This is a genomic window from Acinetobacter sp. ANC 4218 (genome assembly GCF_002135245.1).
Lineage (GTDB): Bacteria > Pseudomonadota > Gammaproteobacteria > Pseudomonadales > Moraxellaceae > Acinetobacter.
Genome location: NZ_NEGD01000002.1, coordinates 269,840 through 292,845, shown reverse-complemented (window position 1 = coordinate 292,845; position 23,006 = coordinate 269,840). Strand labels below are relative to the sequence as shown.

Here is a 23,006-nt window from a genome sequence, read left to right as displayed (position 1 = left end):
GATTAATCTGCCTCGTAAAATTTTGCTGCAAATAATGCCTGAATTTCAGATAAAGCCTGTTCTTCATCTGTACCTTCAAGCACTAAACGTAAAGTTGTGCCTTTGCCTGCACCGAGCATCAGCAAAGACATAATATTTTTTGCATCTACTAATTTGTTGCCTTTACCAATTTGAATCGATGAACGAAATTTGGTGGTAACTTCGATTAGCTTTCCAGACGCACGCGCATGTAAACCTAGTTTATTAATTACGTCAACAGTTGTGTCAATCATGACCAGTGCTTCATTTCTCTGTGGAGGACTTGGATAGACCATTTTTCCTCAAGGGCTTTTTTGAGTCTATCTACGATATATACTGAACGATGCTGCCCGCCGGTACAGCCAATGGATACCGTCATATAGTGACGATGCCCTTCTGCAAAGGCAGGCAACCACTTATCTAAAAAATGATAAATGTCTTGGAACATTTCATTGGTTTGTTCACTTTGCAGCAAAAACTGTTGTACAGGCAAATCCAAACCTGAATATTTGCGCAATTCCAGATCCCAATGCGGATTCGGCAAATGACGTACGTCAAAGACATAATCGGCATCAAGCGGAATACCGTGTTTATAACCAAATGATTGTAAAATTAAAATAAGGTTATCTGATTGTCCAAGTTTAGACAACAAGGTATGTTTCAGATCATGTACGCTTTTATCGGTGGTATCAATATGTACCGTTGAACGCAACTGTATCGGAAGCAATAAGGTTTTTTCTTCCTGTATACATTCAATCAGGCTTTTAAAACGACCGGCTAAAGGATGCGGACGCCGCGATGCACTAAAACGCGAAATCAGTTCCTGATCTTGCGTGGTCAAATAAATGATATCCACCGAACCAGATTTCTGCAGTTGTTCAAAAACATGATCAAATTCCTGCAAATCTGCACGCGTACTGCGTACATCTACGCCCAGCGCCAACTGTTCCAGATTATTGTCACGATCCAGCTTTTCCACAATTTCCGGCAGCAATGCCAGCGGTAAATTATCAATACAGTAATAGCCCAAATCTTCAAGCACCTGCAGGGCAGATGATTTTCCCGATCCAGATTGTCCTGTGACGATTAAAATACGCTTCATGGCAAGGCTGTCCTTAATAGTGAAGTCTATGCGGTATGCTTAACCAGCAAGTTATCAATCAGTCTGGTGGTGCCCAATTTAGCGGCAACAAACAGCACCACATCCTGATCAAAGGCTTCTATTTTTTGTAATTCCGGAGTGCGTGCTTCCACATAATCCACAATAAAACCAGCTTGTGTCAACTTTTGCTTTATATTTTCTAGCACGTCCGCAAGGCTGACCCCACTGTGCAATTCCTGCTCGGCAGCAGTTAAACTCTGGTAAATGGTCGGAGCAATGGCACGGTGTTCTGCACTCAAATAACCATTACGTGAACTAAGGGCCAAACCATCTTTGGCACGGGTAATCGGCACGCCAATCACTTCTAGCGGAATATTCAGGTCACGTACAAACTGACGAATCACCGCCAGTTGCTGGTAGTCCTTTTGCCCGAAGAAAGCAAAATTTGGCTGCACAATATTAAACAGTTTAGTAACCACTACCGCCACGCCATCAAAATGACCCGGACGCTGCAACCCGCATAAGTCATTGGTAATCTCAGACACGCTAATGTTGGTTAAACGCGGCTTGTTGCCATACATTTGCTCAACGCTAGGGGCAAAAATAATGTCACAGCCGACATCTGCCAACAAATGACTATCCTGCTCCAAAGTACGCGGATAGCTGTCAAAGTCTTCATTAGGCCCAAATTGAATCGGATTGACAAAAATACTGACCACAACAACATCACAGATTTTTTTTGCTTCACGCACCAGGTTTAAATGCCCTTCATGCAAATTCCCCATGGTCGGAACAAAACCGATAATTTTTCGTGCCGATCGAGCTGGACTCAGTGAAGCGCTTAATCCCTGAATGGTAGTTTCTGTTTTCATGTTTACAGCTCAACTTGAAAAGTTTGTTCTTTAGCAGGAAAAGATTGATCTTGTACCGCTGCATGGTAAGCTTTAAAAGCATCCAGAATTGCAGTTTCCCCTGCCTGTTCTTTCATAAAATTACGGACAAATTTGGCCACATGACCACCGGTCAGTCCAAGCATGTCCTGTACAACCAGCACTTGGCCGTCCGTATCTGCCCCCGCCCCAATGCCAATCACAGGCGTATGTGGAAACAACTCACTAATTTCCTTACCCACCTGCGCCGGAACACATTCCAGTAGCAGTACCGCAGCACCGGCTTCCACCACAGCCTTACAATCGGCAATCAGCTGATCGGCAGCTTCACGGGTACGCGCCTGAACCTTATAGCCACCAAACACATGCACAGATTGTGGAGTTAGGCCCAAATGCACACATACAGGAATACCATTGCGGGTCAAGACCTGAACGGTTTCAGCCAGCCATGCACCGCCTTCAATTTTCACCATGTGCGCACCAGCTTGCATGACTGTTTTTGAACTCGATAATGCCTCATTGAGGGTGGCATAACTCATAAACGGTAAATCAGTCAGAATAAAGGCATGCTGGTTACCACGGCGAACAGCTGCGGTGTGATAAGCCATATCCTGTACCGTCACAGGCAGGGTAGAATCACAGCCCTGAATGGTCATTCCTAAAGAATCACCTACCAGAATCGCATCAATTTCAGCAACTTCCATTGCTTTCGCCATGCTTGCATCATAGCAAGTCAGGCAGGAGAATTTGCGGCCTTGCGCTTTAAATTTTCTTAAGTCACTTAGACTAATCATCCGGATATTCCTCTTATGACGACTTTCTCAAGCGGTCATGCAAAAAATTAAATATTTGCCCAATTTCCCTCATCCAATACGGTAAGCGATGGATGTTGCAATATCGGTAAATCTTTTAATAATTGTCCTTTGAGTTGTAAATTTGCCTCTAAATCGAGCAATGGCATCAGCACGAAATCACGTTCCATAACACCAATATGTGGCACGGTTAAACGCTCATGATGAATCTGTTCTTCGCCATACATGAGGAGATCCAGGTCCAAAGTCCGTTCACCCCAACGGCGCAGTCGCACTCGACCAGATTCTTGCTCAAAACGCTGCAATTCATCCAGCAATGCAAGGGGTTCCAGATCTGTAACCAGCTGTACAGCCGCATTTAAATAATTGGGCTGGTCTTGTGGCCCCATTGGAGGGCTTTGATACAATCTGGATGTTTTCACGGTTCCCAGCGTCGCCAGCTTCTGTACTGCCTCTGCTAAAATTTGCCGCGAATCACCCAGATTACTGCCTAGGCCGATGTAGGTTACTGTGCTCATTGTGTCGGTCCAAAAATAACCTGGCTTAAGTCCCGTTTGACCCGTTTGCGTTTTAAAATCGGATGGTCATAGCCAATTTCCGAGCCATTTGATGAAGTGGACTGAACGGGTCTTTCAGATTTTGTCCGGCTCTTGCGTTCACGGCGACTACGCGGTTCCGGCTCGTTCACCAAAGGTTCAATTTCAGTAATTGCAGCAACCGGTTTGGTTTCCACCACATCGTCTGTAGTTGCCTTACGGCGGCTTTTTGCACGCTGGCGGTTATATTGACTGATGGCACGTTCTTTTTCATCAGTAGACATCTGTTGATACGCATCCCACCATACACCCATGCCTTGAGTGGTATCGTCACCCGATTTCTCGCGCAGTAACAGAAAGTCAAATCCGGCACGGAAACGCGCATGGGTCGATAAAGCCTGAATTTGCTGCGGCTTCGGATTGAGTAAACGCGTTTGCATTTCCCATACTTCACGAATAAAAGTTTCTGCAAAACGTGGAATGATGGTCCGGGTAGCCTGACGTTTTAACACATCCAAACCGGCTTGTGCTCTTGCCTCTGCCGGAACAACGCCTTTACTTAAATAAAATTCACAACGCTCTAAAAAAGGTTTCCATAACAATACCGCATAGAAGAATGCAGGATTGATGGTCTTGCCCATTTGAATGCGCTGATCGGTATTGATCGCAGCACGTTCGATAAAGGTGGAGATATCCGGGCTGATGTCCGCAAACAGCTGATGCCAAATACCGAAATCAATCAGCATTGGCAGCACCCGGTTCAAATGTCCCATGGTAAACAGCTTCTGCGATTCATCATATAAGCGGTGCGGAGAGATATCACGCAACAGCTGGGTCAGCTCTGGGGTAAAAATCTCTAAAATTTCAGGTGCAATACTAAAATTTAATTTTGCAGCAAAACGTAAAGTACGCAGCATACGTACCGGATCTTCTTCGAAACGTAAGGTCGGGTCACCCAACAAGCGCAAGGTTTTATTTTTTATATCATCAATGGCATGACAGAAATCCAGCACAATCCCTTTACGCGGCTGGTAATACATCGCATTAATGGAAAAATCACGACGCACAAAATCCTGTTCAATTGTGCCCCAGTTATTGTCGCGCAGAATCATGCCTGAGGCAGAAGTGACTGCTTTTTTAGGCGGGGCACGAAAAGTGGCCACCTCGACCAGTTCTCGACCGGCATAGACATGAGCAAGCTCAAAACGTCGTCCGATAATACGGCAACGTCGTCCGAATACTTCTTTGACCTGAGCCGGAGTTGCGTTGGTGACCGCATCAAAATCTTTAGGATTCAGCCCTAAAATTAAGTCACGGACGCCGCCACCGACGATATAAGCTTCATAGCCTGCCTTGGTTAAGGCATCAATAACATCTAATATGTAAGAAGGTAATTGAGCGGTTGATAAACCACATTTTGACGCGCGCAAAGTTTGCAAAAGACGCTGTCTCCTACGTCTGAACGTAAAATATCTAAGATGACGCTAATCATATCTCTAACACAATCAAAGGGCAATTTGATTATCTTAATGCATCATACTTTGTTCGATATTCTAAGCGGCTATTGCCATTCCTCTACAAGCCTAAACGGTCTTTATTCTTGCTAAATAGCGCAGGTCCGATCCCCTTGACCTGTTGCAATTCTTCAATATTTTTAAATTTTCCATTTTTTTGTCGATAGGAAATAATGGCTTCAGCTTTCTTCTGTCCTACCCCTGACAGTTCTTGTAGCTGTTCCGCATTGGCCTGATTTAAATTGATCTTGTTGGTCGCTGAAGTAGCAGAGTTTAAAGCAGGCCTAGCCAAATAATAATTCCGTGTTGAGACGCGTGGTATTTTTAACCGTGCATCCTGGGCCTCCTGTTCAACCTTCCATTTTAAATACTGCTGGTCAAACTGTTGAGCATAACTACTGGATACACTCAACAAAGACAGCAGACTAAAAATATAAAAAATCCCCTTCAGGATAGATATTATTTTTTTCATTGGGAAACCTATTATTTTAATTGTTGTTTCGCTTGCTCCCACAGTTGATCCATTTCTTCTAATGATAGGGCTTCAATATTTTTATGTTGTTGCTGAGCCTGATCTTCAATGAAAGCAAAACGTGTTCTAAATTTATGAATGGTACTTAACAGTGCCATTTCACTAGAAAGTCCTAGTTTACGTCCAACATTGATCAGTGAAAATAAACAATCGCCAAATTCGTCGAATATTTCGTCGGAATTTTGCCTTTGCATGGCGTGTTGTAATTCGCCTAATTCCTCGTTCAGTTTGCCATAAGCACCTGCCACATCAGGAAAATCAAAGCCTATTTGGGCAGCATTTTTTTGAATGTCGTGTGCTTGCTGAATGGCAGGTCCATGTTTGATATCATCTAAACGTGATTTTACCTTACCCTGCTTTTCCTGCTGTTTAATTTGCTTCCACAGTACGGATACATCTTCTACACTCAATTGCGAATATTGTTCTGCCTGAAAGACATGAGGATGACGGCGAATCAGTTTTTCACTAATGGCATTGACCACATCATTAAAATCAAAAGCGCCTTGTTCACTGTACATCTGTGACTGAAATACTACTTGTAACAGCAAGTCGCCCAGTTCATCGCGCACTTCATTTGCATTTCCTGCTCTGACTGCCGCTTCGACTTCATAAGCCTCTTCTATAACATATCGGGTTAGGCTTTGCGGTGTTTGCTGCTGATCCCATGGACATTTTTCACGTAGCTCACGCATGACTGCCAATAATTTATCCATGTTTTAAGTACTCCCCGACATGTTCAGATACAAGCATTTTCCTGCTCCATTGTAGTGATATTGAACCCCATTGCACTCAAAAATAAAGTACCCCAATCATAAAAGTGAAAAGAGAACACATACGGGCACTCGATCGGTATGGGTGAGACAACACAAGATAAGATGCGAGGAATTATGCGACTTGCTGTTAATAGGCAGTGGCCTGCGCATAAAAATGGGGAGAGAATAAAGAAAATACCAGCAAAAGAGCCTGATGATCAGGCTCTTCTTTAGTGTTAAATATATTTAATGAACGGTACGAGATTTTAATCAGTCTAAAATCTATATCCCAATCAATATGTTAAATATCATTAAGCACTCTTGGTTTTTCTGCAGAGCTGGTTGGCAGTTTAAATTCAATACCGGCTTTTTTAAACAGCTTGGGATATTCTACCAAAGCCAAGGTTGAGTTTTTTGCAATACCGGTAATATCACCCACTACATTTTTAGCATCAACCAATGACATTCCAGTATTGGTCAAGCTGGCTGGATTTGTGATCAAACTGGTACTCACCTGTTTTGCCCCTACCGCCAATTCACGAGCGGTTAAACTTGCAATCACAAAGTTTGTTGCAGAATCCAACAAGTGTTTCTTTTGGTCTGCATTCAATGATGCAAGTTTTGCGACTGTTGCTGCCTCATCCTTTTGAGAAGCTTCTAAAACAGCATTAGACATCGCCACAATTTCTTTTTGAATAGCTTCTTTTTCTTTCAGATCAGAAGTTGTTTTCAGGCTTTTCTGTTTTGCTTTTAATTCATCCGAATCCTTTTTGCTTGCAAGCAATGAAGCTAAAGCAGTACGGCTCTGAAGAAACATCGCATTCGCGGCTTTGGCTTGAGTAAAGAAACCATTCAGATCCATATTTGACGAAGATACCCCGGTAGCCGATTCAGTGAGTGTCGAAGCCAGGCTACTGAGTGAACCAAAACCAGCATAAACACTTGATGCTCCCATTGATGCACTGATGGCTAAAACAATCGAAATTTTTTTCATACCCTATTACCCTTATTGTGAAGAATCGGCTTTTTGCACGATTTGATTTAAAATTTTTGGCAAAGCATCAAACATCTGAATGTTATACATTTCATGACGATGCTGATGAACAATGCCTTTGAGTTGAATTTCCTGCTGCAAACCATATGCACCGATTTTTTCAGCGTTCTGGTTGAATCTGCGCGCACCACTCGTCATGACCAATGTCGCATCACAACTGGATTGATCACTATTACATTTCACCGAGTTTTCTTTCACCTCGATCTTAAAGACAGGCTGCAAACATTCATCTTTTGGAAGATAGAAATTCACATCCATATTCTTTTTAAAACCGGCATTTTCGGTCATACGAATAACAGCATCTTTTAATAAGGTTTGCCCTTTAAAACCTGCACCAGTGGCATAAAACGGTCGCTTCGACTGGCTGGTAAAAGCGCTATAAAGCAATGGACCAAAACCGTAAAACGGAATTTCCCCCACTTGTTCGGTATGTAAGCCCGGACATAAAACCCGTGCCTGCTTGGAATCACCGATGGGTGCAGAACTGTCCAGCAAAATACTGTCACCAGAACGCACAGGCAAACGATCATTACTGCTGACCGGGAAGTCGAGTTGCGCGGTGACTTTCTTGTCTTGACGTTCCAATATGGTCGCTTCCCATGTAGGAATCAGGATATTGCGTCCTGCTGCCCGATCGGAGTGATAGACATGAACTTTCATGCCTCGACTTAAGCGCTCACCGGCATCATCAATGGTGATGCTTTGCCCGCTTGAACCCGAAACCTTTAAATCAGAGCGGGTGAATTGAATACCCTTCTGAAATTGTTGACCCAGTTTCAACAGCGCATTTTTCAGCACCACCTCTTTACGAGCTTCCAAAGAAAAGCCCATTCCTTCAGAAATCACGTCTTTAATTTCATCTGTTGCATGAGCTGAATAAATCACCCGACCGGAACGATCAATCATTTCGGCAAAGACTTCACTATGAAAGATCTGCTGTTGGGTCATTTTGCCAATCCGCTGCTGATAGGCAATCACAGGAATGACATTAACCCGAATAAAGAATTCTGGCAGCTCGCGCTGATTAATATCGGCACTTTGTGCCAAAGCCGTCTGCTCACTGATACTTTGTGCCATCGCACTATAACGGCGATTGACTGGTGTCAGGGTAAAAGATGCCTGCTCACCGATCGCATCCGAAAAAATCTGTTCAATCAGGTCTTTGGACTCACCTTGATAGGTCAATACATCCACCACCAAGGCTTTAGGCTTATTCATGGCCTGACGTGTATTGGTCGATACTTTGCTAAAGTGCTTGCTATTGCCTTGCATCAGCACCGGTACAGCAACAGCATAATCGCTGTCTGCATGTACCACACGAATCAGGTCACCTTCAGCAGAACTGAGTTCATCCTGTATGGCAATTCCCTGCTTAAATCCTTTATCGAGCACCAGATAGGATTTCCACTGGTCAATCACCTGCGTATCAATTTCAGTCACCTGGAACTTGGTTTTCAAGTCTTGAGTGAGTTGCTGTGTCAAGCTCAACAAGGTACTTTGAAATTTCTGTTTAATCGCTGCTTTGGTTGCTGCCGACTCAAGCTCACTGCTCAGCACTTGGATTGGCTGAGACAAGGTCGCACTGTCGCTATAAATCACTTCGCCCGACAAGACATTCGTGAGCTTCAAACTCAGGGTCACTGGCAGAAAAATTTCAGCCGTTGACTCTTTTTGAACGATATATTCACTGGCACGTAATACGTCCAAGGATGCGACATAGGTGCGGTGCTTGGTCTTTTGCGAAATGCTGTCGACAATTTGTTCGCCCAAGCTCTGCTTTAAACCTTGTACAAACAATTGCTCTGCTTGCTTACGAATCACATCATTATCAATGGCCTGGCTAAAGTCACAGACTATGGATGCACCATTGGCTTCATATTTATTCGGGTCGGCACGACACCCTTGCTCGAGGCCAAAAATCCCTTTTGAGGGATAAATCTGGATATCTGCATGTGCCACTGCCGAAAATAGCATTGGCATCGCCAGACACAGGGCTTTGAATTTTACTTGCATTGTGTACCGCCAATACACAGTGTGATGGTATTGCCCGCCTGTAAGCGTTCAGCATTTGACAGGGTTGGATTGACTTTGCGCAATGCTTTGGCCAACTCTGCACTCATCGGCTTTTCCCCTTTATAGGTCATGGTCATTTCAACCAATTTTCCATCTTGCGTACGAATATCGATATTCTCCGCACCGTCCATTTCATCAAGTGCAATATATAAGTCATCACCTAAACGGCTCGATACATTGCCAGAAATGCTTTTCACAAAAATGGTAATTTCTTTACCATACATAGAACGGTTTTTTGCATAACCCAAAATCTGCGGGCCAATTTGGCTAATCGCCAGCTCGCCTAGTTTGGCCGCTACATTGGTTCGGCAGGTGCCTGTCGTCGCGCCAGTTGATGATTCAGTACGGGTTTGGCCGCCCATTAAGGTCGAGTCATCCACTGAATAAATTTTAAAGCTCACCGCACCATCACAAACGAACTGGCCCGTTACAGGAGAACGGCCACGGTCATAAATATACGAACTGCCAGCCATAAACCAGTCAGCTTTTTCCTTACGTGCAGCGGCCACCAGTTTATTCAGTTCAGCATCACTCGTCAGCTGCTGAATCGTCATACTACGGCCATTCAAATACTGGCTTCTGAAACGGTCAGAATCGAGTAAGCGCAGGTCATAACGAACCGCTGACTCAGCAATTGCATTCAAGGTCTGGTTATCGCGTTCGGCCTTGGTGCTTGGCGTTTGATATTCCACATATTTCACAAAGCTTTGAATATCATTTTGCCGTTCAGACTGGCTATATTTTGCCGATTCACTGGCATTGTAACTGCTTGAAGATGATGATTTACCCGAATTATTGTGGCTCGCCGAGCGCGCAGAACCGCCTGCACCAGCACCATAATAATTACCATAGGCATAGCCTGATGCAGCAGATGAACGGCCTTTAGATGAATAAGAGTCTGAAGCACTGGCTTTAGCACTTTCACTGGCTTTGTAGCTGGCATTTTCGTCATAGCTGTAACTACGATCGGAAAAATAAGAGGTAAATTCTTTGACGGGTTTGGAATTATCTTTGGGAACACCAAAGTATTCATCCATGACAATCATGATCGGGCTGGTTCGGCTATTTTTTTTTGCTAGCCCCAGATCATTTAAAATAGAACGGAACTCTTGATCATCCATTTCAAGACTGACCTGGGTCAGCAATTCATTATTGCCTTGAGTTGAACTGCCACGGTTAATGAGGTAGCTGGAATCGACTTGCTTCACAATTTCATCCAGATACTGCTGAGCCTCTTGCATTGCTTGTGGACCGTTTATTTTTTTAATCATTGCAATGACAGCATCAGTTTTCGCATTCTGGAAAGCCTGGTTACGCGTAGCATTCGGATCTTTTTTGATAATCGGCGCGGTGCCTTCCCCATTCACTTTAATAATTTCTGCATTAACCGCCTGAATACTACCCAGACACAAAAGTGCCAATATGGTCTTTTTCATGATTTACACCCTTTTTCACTAAATTTTTCTGATTTACTAATAAAGAAATTTAGATATTTTTAACGTGATTTTTAAAATACAAAAAACATACAAATCATAACAAAAATTAAGATTAACTCCATCACTAAATTTTACTTTTTATTGATTTTTATACCATTCAATCAACAATATAATTTTATATGTAAAATTAATATTCCCTTAGACACAAATTCATTAATCTATTTTGATGGTTCATTTTGAATAAATATTTCAGCATATTTCAATCAATCTAAAACACAAAAAGAGACATTTAAAACACCATTGTTAAAATTATTTCGTACAGCAGCTCAACAGCCCCAAATCACGGACTACAATCCCCTGCACAGACATAGCCTGAACAGTAAATTCACGTTCATCCATCAACAGCCCAATCACAACATACGGGTCACTTAGGAAACATCTTGAGCAGGATAAATGGAGGACATCCCCCATAAAAAATGGGCAAATACTCATGCATACGCCTGAGAAACCACCGCCAGTGGCAAGGGCTGGATCAAAAGAATACAGACTCCTTTCCTAACAATTGGTAAAACTTTAGCTAAAAAATAGCTGTTGGCAATATCACAACCGGGATTAAAATTATCCCTAGAATCCTTCAACATGAATAAGGCGATAATAATGAAAATGAAAAATGCTCTTGTTATTTTAATCAGCAGCTTAAGTTTAATGGCCTGTTCGACTATGCCTTCCGATAAACAGACTCAAAATAACTCATTAAATTCGGAGCCGAATAGCAATGCCACCAAAGAGGTTTCGATTGATGGCGGCTATACGGGTGAAATTGTTGGCGATTACCAGAATTCTAAATTTTCCCAGTTAAAAATTGGTATGTCTAAAGGTCAGGTAGAAGATTTAGTTGGTGCTTCAACAGATCAAAGAAGCTATCAGACAGCGAAAGCCTGGATTCCAGTCGCAGGTGCTTTTTCCAAGGATCAATTTCGGATTGAAACCTACTATAAAGAGGCTGGACGCTTAATCTACGCCAATAATGGAACCAAATTATATCGAATCGAAGTGGATCAAAGCGAAGATGGCCTTCAATAATCCGTGGATCTTTTCACACACTCGCTAAACATTCATCACTATCGATCATTGAAATAAAAATGCCTGTTTTAATTTTAAAACAGGCTATACAGGTCGCTGTTTTTTATCCTATCGATTTTTATTGATCTGTGTTTATCCAGATGAATCTTGGACTTTAAAGCTGTTATGACCTTATAGGGGCATGAATAAGAACCACATATTTTAAGATGACAAAATTATTTTTATTTCAGGAAAGCTAAACCCCTTACAGGAGGCTTCTGAACGCCAGGCAACCGTAAGCATGACATGCCCCAAATGAAAGTTTTGATAAGCAAATGTTCCAATTAAAGGATGACTACACAATCCGCCATTATGTACTGGATGAACAAAAGTATTTAACTCATTTAAATTTAAGCGCACGCCCAGTCCGGCAGCTTTCAATACTGCTTCTTTGGTGGTCCAGACTTTAAACCAATATTCTGACTCATGTTGCAATTCGTTCCAGTATTTTAATTCATCAGGATGAAATGCATGATTCGCCAATGCTTCAAATCTAACCTTGCGATCTAGATCTTCAATATCCACCCCGATATCAGGCATAGTATGACTGGTGGCTAAAGCATAATTTTTTTGGCTATGACTATGATTAAAATAAAATTCAGGAAAATTAATCAAATATGGTTTTCCATATTCAGTAGTCGTCAACTGCTCATGTTGAATTGTGACCTGCAATTGCTCGGAAAGTAATTGATTACGAAAGTGATGGATTTGCTGTTTTTGCAACTGGATTTTGCTCTTGCGATCAAGTGCATGATCCACATGAACGATCTGCTCCAGTGCATTTACTTCTACCCTTATCCGTCTGCTCACCAAGATCACCTGTCAAAAATAGAAGTATATTTTAAAAGAAAAAAGCCCAAAGATCACTTTGGGCTTTTTGAATACTATTTAAAGCTGGTCTTTAACCACGTTTAAATTTCTTCTCGGCTTTCTTAAACTTCTGAACATAACGACGCTTACGTGCTGCCGTGCGCTCATCAATTTGTGACTTACGCCCTTCAAACGGGTTTTCAGACGTTCTAAATTCGATTTTTACTGGCGTGCCTTCAAGCTTATACACTTTACGGAATACGTTTTCCAAATAACGACGGTAGTCTGCAGGGGTTTTATCCACCTTGTTACCATGAATGACAATCGTTGGTGGATTTTGACCACCAATATGGGCATAACGCATTTTAATACGACGACCTTGTACCATCGGTGGATGGTGCGCATCGGTTGCATCATTCAAAATTTGCGTGATTTTTGCCGGAGATACTTTCAAGTGTGAAGAATCATAGGCACGGTGAATTGACGGATAGAGATCACCTACCCCTGTACCATGTAGTGCAGAGATTAAGTGAATCTTCGCCCAAGGAATAAAGTCAAAGCGACGATCAACATCCAGCTTGCATTGCTTACGATCATACTCAGACATGTTGTCCCATTTGTTGATCGCGATCACCATGGCACGTCCCGCTTCAAGTGCATAGCCAATCAAGTGCAAGTCTTGCTCAACAATCCCGTCACGTGCATCAACCACAATCACCACAACATGAGCATCTTTCATCGCTTGTAAAGTTTTCACGATTGAGAATTTCTCGATCATTTCATCCACTTTACCTTTACGACGTACACCAGCAGTGTCAATCAAGGTGTATTTACGGCCATCACGTTCAAATGGAATATATACTGAATCGCGGGTGGTACCTGGTTGGTCAAATGCTACAACACGGTCTTCACCCAGCAGACGATTGACCAATGTCGATTTACCCACATTGGGACGACCAATAATCGCTAAACGTAAACCAGTGTCTTTATCGTGCTGATCTGGGTTTTCATCTTCAGGAACATCAGCAAGCACATCTTCAAGCATTTGCTGTACGCCACGACCATGGCTGGCAGCAACTTGTAATGGTTCACCCATCCCCAGTTTGTAGAATTCAACTAGTGCGGCTTCAGCATGTACGCCATCTACTTTGTTGGCAACAAGGAATACTTTTTTGCCGAGGGTACGCAGGTCACGTGCAATCTGCTCATCAGATGCCAGTAATCCGGCACGTGCGTCTACCACAAAGATGATCATGTCGGCTTCATGAATGGCTGTTTTGGACTGTTCAGCCATGTAGGAGTCGATTCCACCTTCAGTTTCGCCAATACCGCCAGTATCGACAACGATGAATGATTTATTTTGATATGTCGCATCGCCATACTTGCGGTCACGGGTCAGACCGGCAAAGTCAGCAACAAGCGCATCACGGCTCTTGGTGATCTGGTTAAACAACGTTGATTTTCCGACGTTCGGACGACCAATGAGCGCAATTACGGGTTTCATAGATTAACCTTTATTCAAGATCAGCCAGTAGGTCTGGTCTGAACAATCAGAAACAATAGAAGAAATAATTAGCCAAGAATAAATAAAACACGGGGCATTGAATACTCAATCCCCCGTGTAAAAAAATACGGTTAGCTTAGTTTAACATAAGGCTGAAAAAAATTAACGGTTCTGCCAGATGCTTAAAGCACCCTTACGGGTCGCCACATAAAGTTGGTTATCAATCACACGCAGGGTACGCACTTCACCACTGGTCTTTGAACGACCAATCAGCTGGCCTGTAGCCGGATCAATGAGATGCAATACGCCATCCAGATCACCCACCACCAGATCCTGACCTAGAATTACCGGATTGCTGAGCTGGCGATTCAGTAAACTGTCATTTTGCCATAATTGTTCACCGGTGGTCAGTGAATAAGCGGTAATTTTTCCATCGGCTTGAGCCACATAAACAGTGTTATTAAAGACTTCCGGACGTTGGATACTGCTGGCATCTTCGCTCCACACCACTTGTTGGCTCGCCAGATCCATCACCGTTACCTGGCCCTGGTAGCTGGTTGTTACTAGGAATTGTCCAGCCACAACAGGATCGCCATCCAGATCATTCAGACGCTGAATATCCGAACGTCCATCACTGACAGCAACACGACGCTGCATACGCGGCACACCGCTAATAATATCCAGCGCATAAATATAGGCATTGGATGAAGCAATCAGTACAGTACGCGGATCAAGCGCAACCGGTGTCGCAACACCACGCAAGCTAAACTGTACATTCGGCAGATTATAAGTCCAGACTTGCTGACCAGTAGCCAGATCATGCGCATAGACCGTGTCATCATTGCTAACCGTAATGACACGACCGGACTGAATAAGTGATGCAGATAAAATGGCACCCGATAGCTGGGCTGTCCACTTTTGCTCACCTGTAGCCTGATCCAGAGCAAACAGTTGACCTTTTTTATTACCGACCACCACCAGGCCTTCGGCTGCTTCTATACCCGAGCTTAAGCCCAGCTTAGAGACCTTTTTCTGCCACAAGCGTTGTTTGCCCTGATAGGCAGTCACTTCACCATTTGGATCGACAGCAAAAATCACGCCGTTATCGGCATCCAAGCGTAAACGTAACGGGTCTGCTTTACTGGTCGAAGAAACACTTTGAGAAAATACAGGAACAAGAGTCTTTGCTTGCACCAATTTAGGCAATGGATTCGGTTTAACCTCTTCTACCTTGATTTTATTGGTAGAACAACCAGCAAGTGCAAATGTTAAAATTGTTAGTGCAAACGGTATTTTGTATTTTCTATCCATTACGACTCATCCACTTGTGTTTCTAAAATTGGGCGTTCAACATCAGGATCATCAACTAAAACGCCAACACTTTCGAGTTTAATTTGTAAAATTTGACGTTCTTGCTTACGTTCAAGCAACGCATCCCATGCGCTCATATACGATTTTTTAGCATTTTCGATATCATTTTTAGCCACATAGACATCACCGCGTGCTTCATCAGCAGTTGCCTTAAAGGCAGGATCGGTCACTGCAGCCAATGTTTTAATGGCATCGTCATATTTTTTTTGTGCCAGCTGGGCATAAGCCAAACGCAGCTTAACCACCTGTACCAGACCGACATCATCCAGTTTGGAATTTTCAACTTTTTTCAAGGCACTTTCTGCATGTGCATAATCAGCTTTGTCATAAGCCAGCTTGGCCATTAACAATTGAGTTTGAATGGCCTGCACAGAATCCGGAGCTTCTTTAACAATCTTGTCCGCAGTTGCAGATAAGGCATTAAATGCATTAGCGTCGCCTGAGACACTTTTTGCATCGTCCATCAACTGTTGAACCTTGGCTGTTTCCATTTGTGATTCAGCCAGGTTCTTCTTCTGCCAATATTCCCAGCCGAAAAAGGCAATCAACGCAATTAAAATTCCGCTCATCATGGCAGAACCATATTTTTTAGCGAAAGATTTTAAGCTATCAAGTTGTTCTGCATCACTCAATGCGTTCATGGGATTACCTTTTCCTTATGTTATTCGGCTTATTTTGAAGAAAATTTTTCAATGATAAATGGCACAAAGTCAGTCACTGCAATTTCAGTCTGTTCTGCTGTTGCCAGTTCCTTGACCAGAATATGCTGCGCTTCAGCTTCACGCCCACCAAAGATTAAAGCATAAACAGCACCCGCCTGATCGGCTTTTTTCATCTGACTCTTCATTGAACCTTGTGAACCGGTTTTTAAGCGGATACGGCTCTTGGCTGCTTCAAGCTGGTCACGGATCTGTTCAGCAAGCACCAAGGCTTGACCTTGAGTTGCAGGGTCTGAAACCAGGAACATTTCACAGTCACGGATTGGCGTATTGTCTTCCACCTGTTCAAGTAGCAGCAACAAACGCTCCATACCCATGGCAAAGCCCACCGCAGGCACCGACTGATCAGGCTTGCCTTTAAGCTGACCGACCAGACCGTCATAACGGCCACCGGCACATACGGTACCTTGTGAACCTAAATGCGTGGTGGTCCATTCAAAGACTGTTTTGTTGTAGTAGTCTAGACCACGCACCAGCTTCTGGTTAATGACAAAACTTACGCCAGCATCAGTCAAATATTGCTGAAGCTGAGCAAAATGAGCCAAGGTTTCTTCACCCATAAAGTCATGCAGCTTAGGCGCATTTTCCAGAATCGACTGTGTTTTCGCATCTTTAGAATCAAGAATACGGAGCGGATTCGTGGTTAAACGGCGCTGAGAATCCTCATCCAGATCGGCTTTATGCGATTCCAGGAATTCAACCAGCGCTGCACGATATGCCGCGCGTTCATCCGACTCACCTAAGGTGTTGAGTTCAAGTTGAACTTTGTCCGCCACACCCATACGTTTCCACAAACGTGCCGTCATCAGAATCAATTCAGCATCCTGATCTGGCGTTGCCACACCAAACGTTTCCACACCAAACTGGTGAAACTGGCGGTAACGGCCTTTTTGCGGTTTTTCATAACGGAACATTGGCCCGATATACCACACACGAGGGGTCGCACCGCGAAGCAAGTTATGCTCAAGCATGGCACGTACACAGCCTGCCGTTCCTTCCGGACGCAGCGTCAAAGACTCGGGTGGATTACCTTTGTCCAGAAAAGTGTACATTTCTTTTTCGACGATATCGGTTGCATCACCAATTGAACGCTTGAACAGATTGGTCTGCTCAACCATCGGCAAACGGATTTGCTGGTAACCATAAGCATCCATAAGTGATGCTAAATGTTGCTCAAGACGTCTCCACGCGGGGGTTTGCGTTGGAAGAATGTCATTAAAACCTTTGATTGCGACAATTGAACTCATGATCTACTCAGAAAAACCTGTGCGAATAATCTCTTTAGATTTAGCTTCTTCAAGCTCGGAAACACGTTGACGAACCATAGATTCGATTTCATCAACCAGTTGATTGGTATCGATTAAATGGCTTTTCTCGCCATTACGATACACCAGTGAACGCGGACTTGCACCTACCACGCCAATATCGGCTTCTTTGGCTTCACCCGGACCATTCACTTTACAGCCAATCACAGACACATCCATGGGGGTACGAATATCTTCTAAACGCTCTTCCAGTGCCTGCATCACTTTAATCACGTTAAATTCCTGACGTGAACAGCTTGGGCAGGCAATGAAGTTAATGCCGTTGGAACGAAGACCCAGTGATTTTAAAATATCAAAACCGATCTTGATTTCTTCTTCAGGCTCGGCCGCCAGCGAAATACGCATGGTATCGCCAATGCCTTCCATGAGCAGACCGCCAAGCGCAATCGCCGACTTCACTGAACCTGTACGGTAGATACCTGCTTCGGTCACGCCTAAATGCAGTGGATTATCAATTTGTTGAGATAAAAGACGATATGCATCCATAGTCAGGAATACGTTCGAAGCTTTCACTGACACTTTAAACTCATGGAAGTCTAAGCGGTCTAAAATATCGATATGACGCATGGCCGATTCAAGCAATGCCTGACCAGTTGGTTCGCCATATTTTTTCTGGATATCTTTTTCCAGTGAACCGGCATTCACCCCGATCCGCATAGAAATGTCATGATGTTTCGCCGCAGCCACCACTTCACGAATTTTTGCTTCCGAGCCAATATTGCCCGGATTAATCCGTAAACAGTCTGCACCCGCATCCGCCACCGCTAAAGCAATTTTATAGTCGAAGTGAATGTCAGCCACCAGCGGAACATTCACCTGCTTGCGAATTTCACCGAATGCGGCCGCTGCTTCCATACTGGGTACGGAAACACGCATGATATCGGCACCGGCATCTACACAACGCTGAATTTGTGCAACAGTTGCAGCAACATCACAGGTTTCGGTATTGGTCATACTCTGGATGCTGATCGGGGCATCACCACCTACATACACAGAACCGACACGAATTTTACGAGTGGGACGGCGCTTAATCGGATTTTCAATCATTGCTATCGCTCTATTCTTGACTCATTAACGTGACAAACGGAAATCTGCTTTTCCGTTGACGGTATAAGGTGACAATGCAATATTTTCATTGTTTAACTTCAACGTTACCGATGCTGCATCATCCAGACGAATCTGGAAAGGGGTTTCACCATTCAGCTTCAAGGTAGATGCCTGACGGCCTGTTGCCAACACTTTACCCGTTGAATCTACAATATGCACAGAAGTTGGCTGGCTAAACTCTAACTCAAGCTGGTCGCCCGAAACTACAGTCGAGTTATCCAGATTCAGCACCTGCACATCGGATTCGGCAGGTGCTGCTTCAGGGCTCTGGGCATCTTTGCTGGATGACCAGTTTTGTATCCCCATCACAACAGCAGCGATGACAATCAGTGCCACCAAAGCAAGCAGAATACGTTTTAACCATTTCTTGTTACGATCACGATTAGAACCCGGTAGCTTACCCATGATTTTAATTGGTGAATTGTTTAAGGCATGATTGGGCAACAATCCTGTATCATTTTGATAAATTTCATCAAAACGTTGAATGATAGAACTTGCATCCACCTTCAGGTACTTCGCATAGGTACGATAATAACCCTTAATAAAGGTAGCTTCCGGCAAAGACTTATAATCATCTTGTTCTAAAGCAGTCAAAGTCTTTATAGGGATATTTAAATCTTTGACCACTTCACTTAATTCACGCTTTTGTGCAATTCGAACTTGACGTAAGTACTCGCCTGGACGCTGAACATTTCCTAACGCAGTGGGTACTACGCTTGAACCATTCGATTGCGGTGAATTAGGATTTACTTCCATACGGCCTCAGTACTGTACTGTAATTGCAGATAACGTTGGTATTCCGGACTCTCGGGAAAAAGCGCGCGCAACTGATTGACAAGCACCTGCGTTCCCATTGGGTCGCTATTTGCCCGCGCAATTCGGATACCAATCCAAAGCGCACGCGCACCTTGATTCTTTTGACCAACACTGCGCACAAACTGTTCATACAATTGTGTTGCAGCGGCGGTCTGCTGTTTGAGATAAAAAATTTCTGACAACTCTAACATTGAAACATAAGAGTCACGATTTACTTGCAGAGCCTGTTTGAATGTTTTTTCAGCATTCACCATATCGCCTTGCTTTAAATAAATCCGTCCCGCATTTTCCAATGCTCTGTAGCGTTGTTCATAGCCCAACGTAGTTCCGGCCACATTGAGTTGTTCAAGCGCGTCATTATAACGCTCAATTTGATACAAATAAGTACCGTAGTTGTTACGCGCTTGTGCATTTTTCGGATCAGCAGAAATTGCGCGCTTAAAATAGCTCTCTGCTTTGTCCATGCTGATTTTACTGCCCTCTTGTTGCAGTAAAACCCCCATCATCATATTTGCTGTTGAATCACGTGAATCTACTTCCAGTGCCTGATCCAGAGTACGTTTTGCTGAATCCAGATCACCAGACTTAATATATTCTGCCGCCAATTGAGTGCGAACTTTTACTGCCTTCTCAGGATCTTTTTTCCCGATTGTTGCTGGTGCTTGGCACCCGGCAACAAAAATCGCGGACATACAAATTGTTGTAATAAAAGCTAATTTATATGTGGGCTTTCTCAATTGACATCCCCTTTATTATCCTTGAGTGCGCAGAATCTCATTCTGCTGCGCCACTTTCTTTTTCCACTGTTCCGCACGACGGGTACGGTCAGCAACTTGTCCAACTAACTGTCCACACGCGGCATCAATATCATCACCACGCGTCTGACGAATCGTACACACAAAACCGGCATCAGACAAAGTTTTTTGGAAAGAAATAATCCGGTTACGGCTGGAACGCCCATAGGGTGCATGCGGGAACGGATTAAATGGAATCAGGTTAATTTTACTTGGCAAGTTCTTTAACAGCTTAATCATTTGCTGTGCATGTTCAGGATGGTCATTCACGCCATCCAGCATCACATATTCAATGGTCACGTGCTTACGTGAGCTTTCATTGCCATCTTTGCCAATATAGCGCTGACAAGCCGCAATCAACTGCTCTAAAGGATATTTTTTATTGATCGGCACCAGCTCGTTACGCAGCTCATCATTGGTGGCATGCAATGAAATCGCCAAGGCGACATCAATATCTTGCGCCAACTGGTCAATTTTTGGCACCACGCCCGAAGTCGACAAGGTCACACGGCGTTTAGACATGCCATATGCAAAATCATCGAGCATGATACGCATTGAATTCAGCACGGCATCGTAGTTCAACAATGGCTCACCCATGCCCATCATCACCACATTGGTCACAGAACGCTCACGCTCTGCCACAGGCACATCTTCCATATAGGAATAATTTGCCATCCACAGCTGACCGATAATTTCAGCCTGGCTTAAATCACGCTGGAAACCCTGTTTGCCCGTAGAACAAAATGAACAGTCCAGTGCACAGCCGACCTGTGAAGAAATACACAGGGTTTTACGAGAACCGGTTTTGTCTTCTGCCGGAATCAGCACGGTTTCAACCAGAGAACCATCACCATCGCCGACACGGAACACCCACTTACGGGTACCATCTTTGGAATAGTTTTTATGCACCACTTCCGGGGCTTTAATTTCACAAATCTTTTCTAATTTTTCACGCAGTTTGCCGGAAATATTGGTCATTTCAGCAAAGTCGGTCACGAAGAATTGGTGAATCCATTTCATCACCTGCCCGGCACGAAATTTCTTCTCACCCATATCTTCGAAGAATTTTTCCATTTGCGGACGTGACATGCCAAGTAAGTTCACTTTTTCCACAGAATTTTGCTGCGTCGGAGCGGATGGAGATGGTTGCTGTGCATCAGAAATTGCTGATGTAGCGACTACTTCAGTACTCATGTGTATTACCTAAACCATGCCTAAAGATGAAAGGAGAAGCTCAATATCTGAGCAGAGGATTATTCAGAGAATAAAAAAACCAGATAAGTATAATAACACTTATCTGGCTTGAATACTGCGTATTAACGAGTACGTGGAGCAATCTCAGTTTGCGCGAAGAAATAGTTAATTTCGCGGTCAGCAGATGCTACAGAGTCAGAACCGTGAGCAGCATTTTCGTCGATGCTTACAGCAAAGTCTGCACGGATAGTACCAGGAGCAGCTTCTTTAGGGTTAGTTGCGCCAAGGATTTCACGGTGAGCAAGAACTGCGTTTTCGCCTTCAAGAACTGAAACTACAACTGGACCAGAAGTCATGAACGCAACTAAATCACCAAAGAAACCACGTTCTTTGTGCTCAGCATAGAAGCCTTCAGCTTCAGCTTGAGTCAAGTGTTTCATTTTAGTTGCAACGATTTGAAGACCAGCTTTTTCGAAACGAGCAAAGATGTCGCCGATGTGGTTTTTAGCAACTGCGTCTGGTTTAACGATAGATAAAGTACGTTCAATAGCCATTGATTGGCTCCTTAAATCAATTGTTGACATGAAAATTTGCCGCATTATACCGAATAATGGGCTTTTTTCTGCTTTTGATATGTAAAAAAATTGCTTTTTTCGATGTAGCGCTTAACGCACTTCATCAATCCAAGCCATTTGAATTCCTTCCAGCAAACCTTCAGTCGATTTGGTTGGGTCATCATTAAAGTCTGGTAATGCACATACCCAAGCGTGTAAATCGGTAAAACGAATCCATTGCGGATCTACATCTGGATGTGCTTCAGAAAGCTCAATCGCAATATCAATAGTATCTGTCCAACGCAAACCCATGGCTATTCCTAATATGTTCAAATCAGTGGCAATACTTTAGCAAATTTTGGAAAAATCGCGTGATTTTCCTGATTGATCAGCTGCATTTTTACAACATGATATTAAAAAAAGGCGCACTCTCAATAATGCCACCAGCAATCACGACACCAATCAATGCGCCTACCAGCACGTCACTCGGATAATGTAGCCCCAATACCATCCGTGATATCGCCACCAGAATGGTAAAAGGTAACATCAGAATCAATAGCATGGGCTGAATATAACCCATGACCGTACTGGCCATGACAGCATGCAGGGTATGACCAGAAGGAAAACTGAAATGGTCGAGCGGCGGTTCTTGCAATCGAATCACCTGATGTACTTGATAAGGTCGAGGACGTACCGTTTTTTGTTTTAAGATTTTATAAATTACGGTACCTACCGATCCGCTAACCAGTAGATATAACACTTGTACAATATAAAATACCCCTTCCAGCACCCATAGACTGGCGAGCATAATGAACCAGAACAAACCATTGCCAAAACGGCTGATTATTTTAAAAAAGTGGGCTACCGTATGTGAATGTGAAAAATTATTCAAATACAAGCACCCTTTTAAATCCAGATCCAACATCGTTATTTTTGCTTTTTTTAAATCCATGATGATGCTCCTTTAAGCT

24 protein-coding genes are annotated in these 23,006 nt (G+C 43.5%); 1 reads left to right on the top strand and 23 read right to left on the bottom strand.

Annotated elements, in window-relative coordinates; all coding sequences use genetic code 11:
* Nucleotides 1–2 precede the first annotated feature (2 nt).
* The 11 genes from B9T38_RS03050 to B9T38_RS03000 all read right to left on the bottom strand — a co-directional run bounded on the left by B9T38_RS03050 (nucleotide 3) and on the right by B9T38_RS03000 (nucleotide 10,719).
* On the bottom strand, nucleotides 3–272 hold the full coding sequence (locus tag B9T38_RS03050) for an HPr family phosphocarrier protein (RefSeq protein ID WP_086195384.1): 270 nt from the start codon (nucleotides 270–272) through the stop codon (nucleotides 3–5).
* Nucleotides 269–1,120 (bottom strand): RNase adapter RapZ, encoded by an 852-nt coding sequence (gene rapZ / locus B9T38_RS03045; RefSeq protein ID WP_086195383.1) that lies wholly within the window; start codon nucleotides 1,118–1,120, stop codon nucleotides 269–271. The genes B9T38_RS03050 and rapZ overlap by 4 nt, the downstream gene beginning before the upstream one ends.
* Nucleotides 1,121–1,146: 26 nt before the next feature.
* Nucleotides 1,147–1,992: a pantoate--beta-alanine ligase gene (panC, locus tag B9T38_RS03040; RefSeq protein ID WP_086195382.1), complete on the bottom strand. Its 846-nt coding sequence runs from the start codon at nucleotides 1,990–1,992 to the stop codon at nucleotides 1,147–1,149.
* Between the two features lie 2 nt (nucleotides 1,993–1,994).
* On the bottom strand, nucleotides 1,995–2,804 hold the full coding sequence (gene panB / locus B9T38_RS03035) for a 3-methyl-2-oxobutanoate hydroxymethyltransferase (protein ID WP_086195381.1): 810 nt from the start codon (nucleotides 2,802–2,804) through the stop codon (nucleotides 1,995–1,997).
* Nucleotides 2,805–2,851: 47 nt separating this feature from the next.
* Nucleotides 2,852–3,340: a 2-amino-4-hydroxy-6-hydroxymethyldihydropteridine diphosphokinase gene (gene folK, locus B9T38_RS03030; RefSeq protein WP_086195380.1), complete on the bottom strand. Its 489-nt coding sequence runs from the start codon at nucleotides 3,338–3,340 to the stop codon at nucleotides 2,852–2,854.
* The gene (gene pcnB / locus B9T38_RS03025) at nucleotides 3,337–4,797 is read right to left on the bottom strand and encodes a polynucleotide adenylyltransferase PcnB (RefSeq protein WP_086195379.1); all 1,461 of its coding nucleotides are present in this window, start codon (nucleotides 4,795–4,797) and stop codon (nucleotides 3,337–3,339) included. Before pcnB ends, folK begins: the two co-directional genes overlap by 4 nt.
* Nucleotides 4,798–4,933: 136 nt before the next feature.
* Complete coding sequence (locus B9T38_RS03020; RefSeq protein ID WP_086195378.1) at nucleotides 4,934–5,344, bottom strand: ComEA family DNA-binding protein; 411 nt, start codon at nucleotides 5,342–5,344, stop codon at nucleotides 4,934–4,936.
* A gap of 11 nt (nucleotides 5,345–5,355) precedes the next feature.
* A complete protein-coding gene (mazG, locus tag B9T38_RS03015) occupies nucleotides 5,356–6,117 on the bottom strand; it encodes a nucleoside triphosphate pyrophosphohydrolase (protein ID WP_086195377.1) in 762 nt (253 codons plus the stop codon).
* Between the two features lie 340 nt (nucleotides 6,118–6,457).
* Nucleotides 6,458–7,150, bottom strand: a complete 693-nt coding sequence (locus B9T38_RS03010; protein ID WP_086195376.1) for a hypothetical protein — start codon at nucleotides 7,148–7,150, stop codon at nucleotides 6,458–6,460.
* A gap of 12 nt (nucleotides 7,151–7,162) precedes the next feature.
* Nucleotides 7,163–9,223, bottom strand: a complete 2,061-nt coding sequence (locus B9T38_RS03005; RefSeq protein ID WP_251992202.1) for a hypothetical protein — start codon at nucleotides 9,221–9,223, stop codon at nucleotides 7,163–7,165.
* The gene (locus B9T38_RS03000; RefSeq protein WP_086195375.1) at nucleotides 9,214–10,719 is read right to left on the bottom strand and encodes a hypothetical protein; all 1,506 of its coding nucleotides are present in this window, start codon (nucleotides 10,717–10,719) and stop codon (nucleotides 9,214–9,216) included. Before B9T38_RS03000 ends, B9T38_RS03005 begins: the two co-directional genes overlap by 10 nt.
* A gap of 657 nt (nucleotides 10,720–11,376) precedes the next feature.
* Here B9T38_RS03000 and B9T38_RS02995 point away from each other — a divergent pair.
* Nucleotides 11,377–11,802 (top strand): hypothetical protein, encoded by a 426-nt coding sequence (locus tag B9T38_RS02995; protein ID WP_086195374.1) that lies wholly within the window; start codon nucleotides 11,377–11,379, stop codon nucleotides 11,800–11,802.
* Between the two features lie 201 nt (nucleotides 11,803–12,003).
* On the opposite strand, the gene B9T38_RS02990 is transcribed toward B9T38_RS02995, so the two are convergent.
* The 12 genes from B9T38_RS02990 to B9T38_RS02935 form a co-directional block, all read right to left on the bottom strand.
* Nucleotides 12,004–12,651, bottom strand: a complete 648-nt coding sequence (locus B9T38_RS02990) for a 4'-phosphopantetheinyl transferase family protein (RefSeq protein WP_171263150.1) — start codon at nucleotides 12,649–12,651, stop codon at nucleotides 12,004–12,006.
* Between the two features lie 91 nt (nucleotides 12,652–12,742).
* Nucleotides 12,743–14,155 (bottom strand): ribosome biogenesis GTPase Der, encoded by a 1,413-nt coding sequence (der, locus tag B9T38_RS02985; RefSeq protein ID WP_086195373.1) that lies wholly within the window; start codon nucleotides 14,153–14,155, stop codon nucleotides 12,743–12,745.
* A 162-nt stretch (nucleotides 14,156–14,317) separates the two neighbouring features.
* Complete coding sequence (bamB, locus tag B9T38_RS02980) at nucleotides 14,318–15,466, bottom strand: outer membrane protein assembly factor BamB (RefSeq protein ID WP_086195372.1); 1,149 nt, start codon at nucleotides 15,464–15,466, stop codon at nucleotides 14,318–14,320.
* Nucleotides 15,466–16,167, bottom strand: a complete 702-nt coding sequence (locus B9T38_RS02975; RefSeq protein ID WP_086195371.1) for a YfgM family protein — start codon at nucleotides 16,165–16,167, stop codon at nucleotides 15,466–15,468. The genes bamB and B9T38_RS02975 overlap by 1 nt, the downstream gene beginning before the upstream one ends.
* 29 nt (nucleotides 16,168–16,196) lie before the next feature.
* Nucleotides 16,197–17,492 (bottom strand): histidine--tRNA ligase, encoded by a 1,296-nt coding sequence (hisS, locus tag B9T38_RS02970; RefSeq protein WP_086195370.1) that lies wholly within the window; start codon nucleotides 17,490–17,492, stop codon nucleotides 16,197–16,199.
* A gap of 3 nt (nucleotides 17,493–17,495) precedes the next feature.
* Entirely contained in the window at nucleotides 17,496–18,617 is a 1,122-nt protein-coding gene (ispG, locus tag B9T38_RS02965) for a flavodoxin-dependent (E)-4-hydroxy-3-methylbut-2-enyl-diphosphate synthase (RefSeq protein ID WP_086195369.1), read from the bottom strand.
* A gap of 24 nt (nucleotides 18,618–18,641) precedes the next feature.
* Nucleotides 18,642–19,433 (bottom strand): helix-turn-helix domain-containing protein, encoded by a 792-nt coding sequence (locus B9T38_RS02960; RefSeq protein WP_086195368.1) that lies wholly within the window; start codon nucleotides 19,431–19,433, stop codon nucleotides 18,642–18,644.
* Entirely contained in the window at nucleotides 19,424–20,185 is a 762-nt protein-coding gene (gene pilW, locus B9T38_RS02955) for a type IV pilus biogenesis/stability protein PilW (RefSeq protein ID WP_166169250.1), read from the bottom strand. Before pilW ends, B9T38_RS02960 begins: the two co-directional genes overlap by 10 nt.
* Before the next feature lie 60 nt (nucleotides 20,186–20,245).
* Entirely contained in the window at nucleotides 20,246–21,481 is a 1,236-nt protein-coding gene (rlmN, locus tag B9T38_RS02950) for a dual-specificity RNA methyltransferase RlmN (protein WP_086195366.1), read from the bottom strand.
* Between the two features lie 122 nt (nucleotides 21,482–21,603).
* Nucleotides 21,604–22,035, bottom strand: coding sequence for a nucleoside-diphosphate kinase (gene ndk, locus B9T38_RS02945; RefSeq protein ID WP_086195365.1), 432 nt, complete (start codon nucleotides 22,033–22,035; stop codon nucleotides 21,604–21,606).
* A gap of 111 nt (nucleotides 22,036–22,146) precedes the next feature.
* The gene (gene iscX, locus B9T38_RS02940; protein ID WP_086195364.1) at nucleotides 22,147–22,347 is read right to left on the bottom strand and encodes a Fe-S cluster assembly protein IscX; all 201 of its coding nucleotides are present in this window, start codon (nucleotides 22,345–22,347) and stop codon (nucleotides 22,147–22,149) included.
* 88 nt (nucleotides 22,348–22,435) lie between these two features.
* On the bottom strand, nucleotides 22,436–22,987 hold the full coding sequence (locus B9T38_RS02935) for a phosphatase PAP2 family protein (RefSeq protein WP_086195363.1): 552 nt from the start codon (nucleotides 22,985–22,987) through the stop codon (nucleotides 22,436–22,438).
* Nucleotides 22,988–23,006 lie beyond the last annotated feature (19 nt).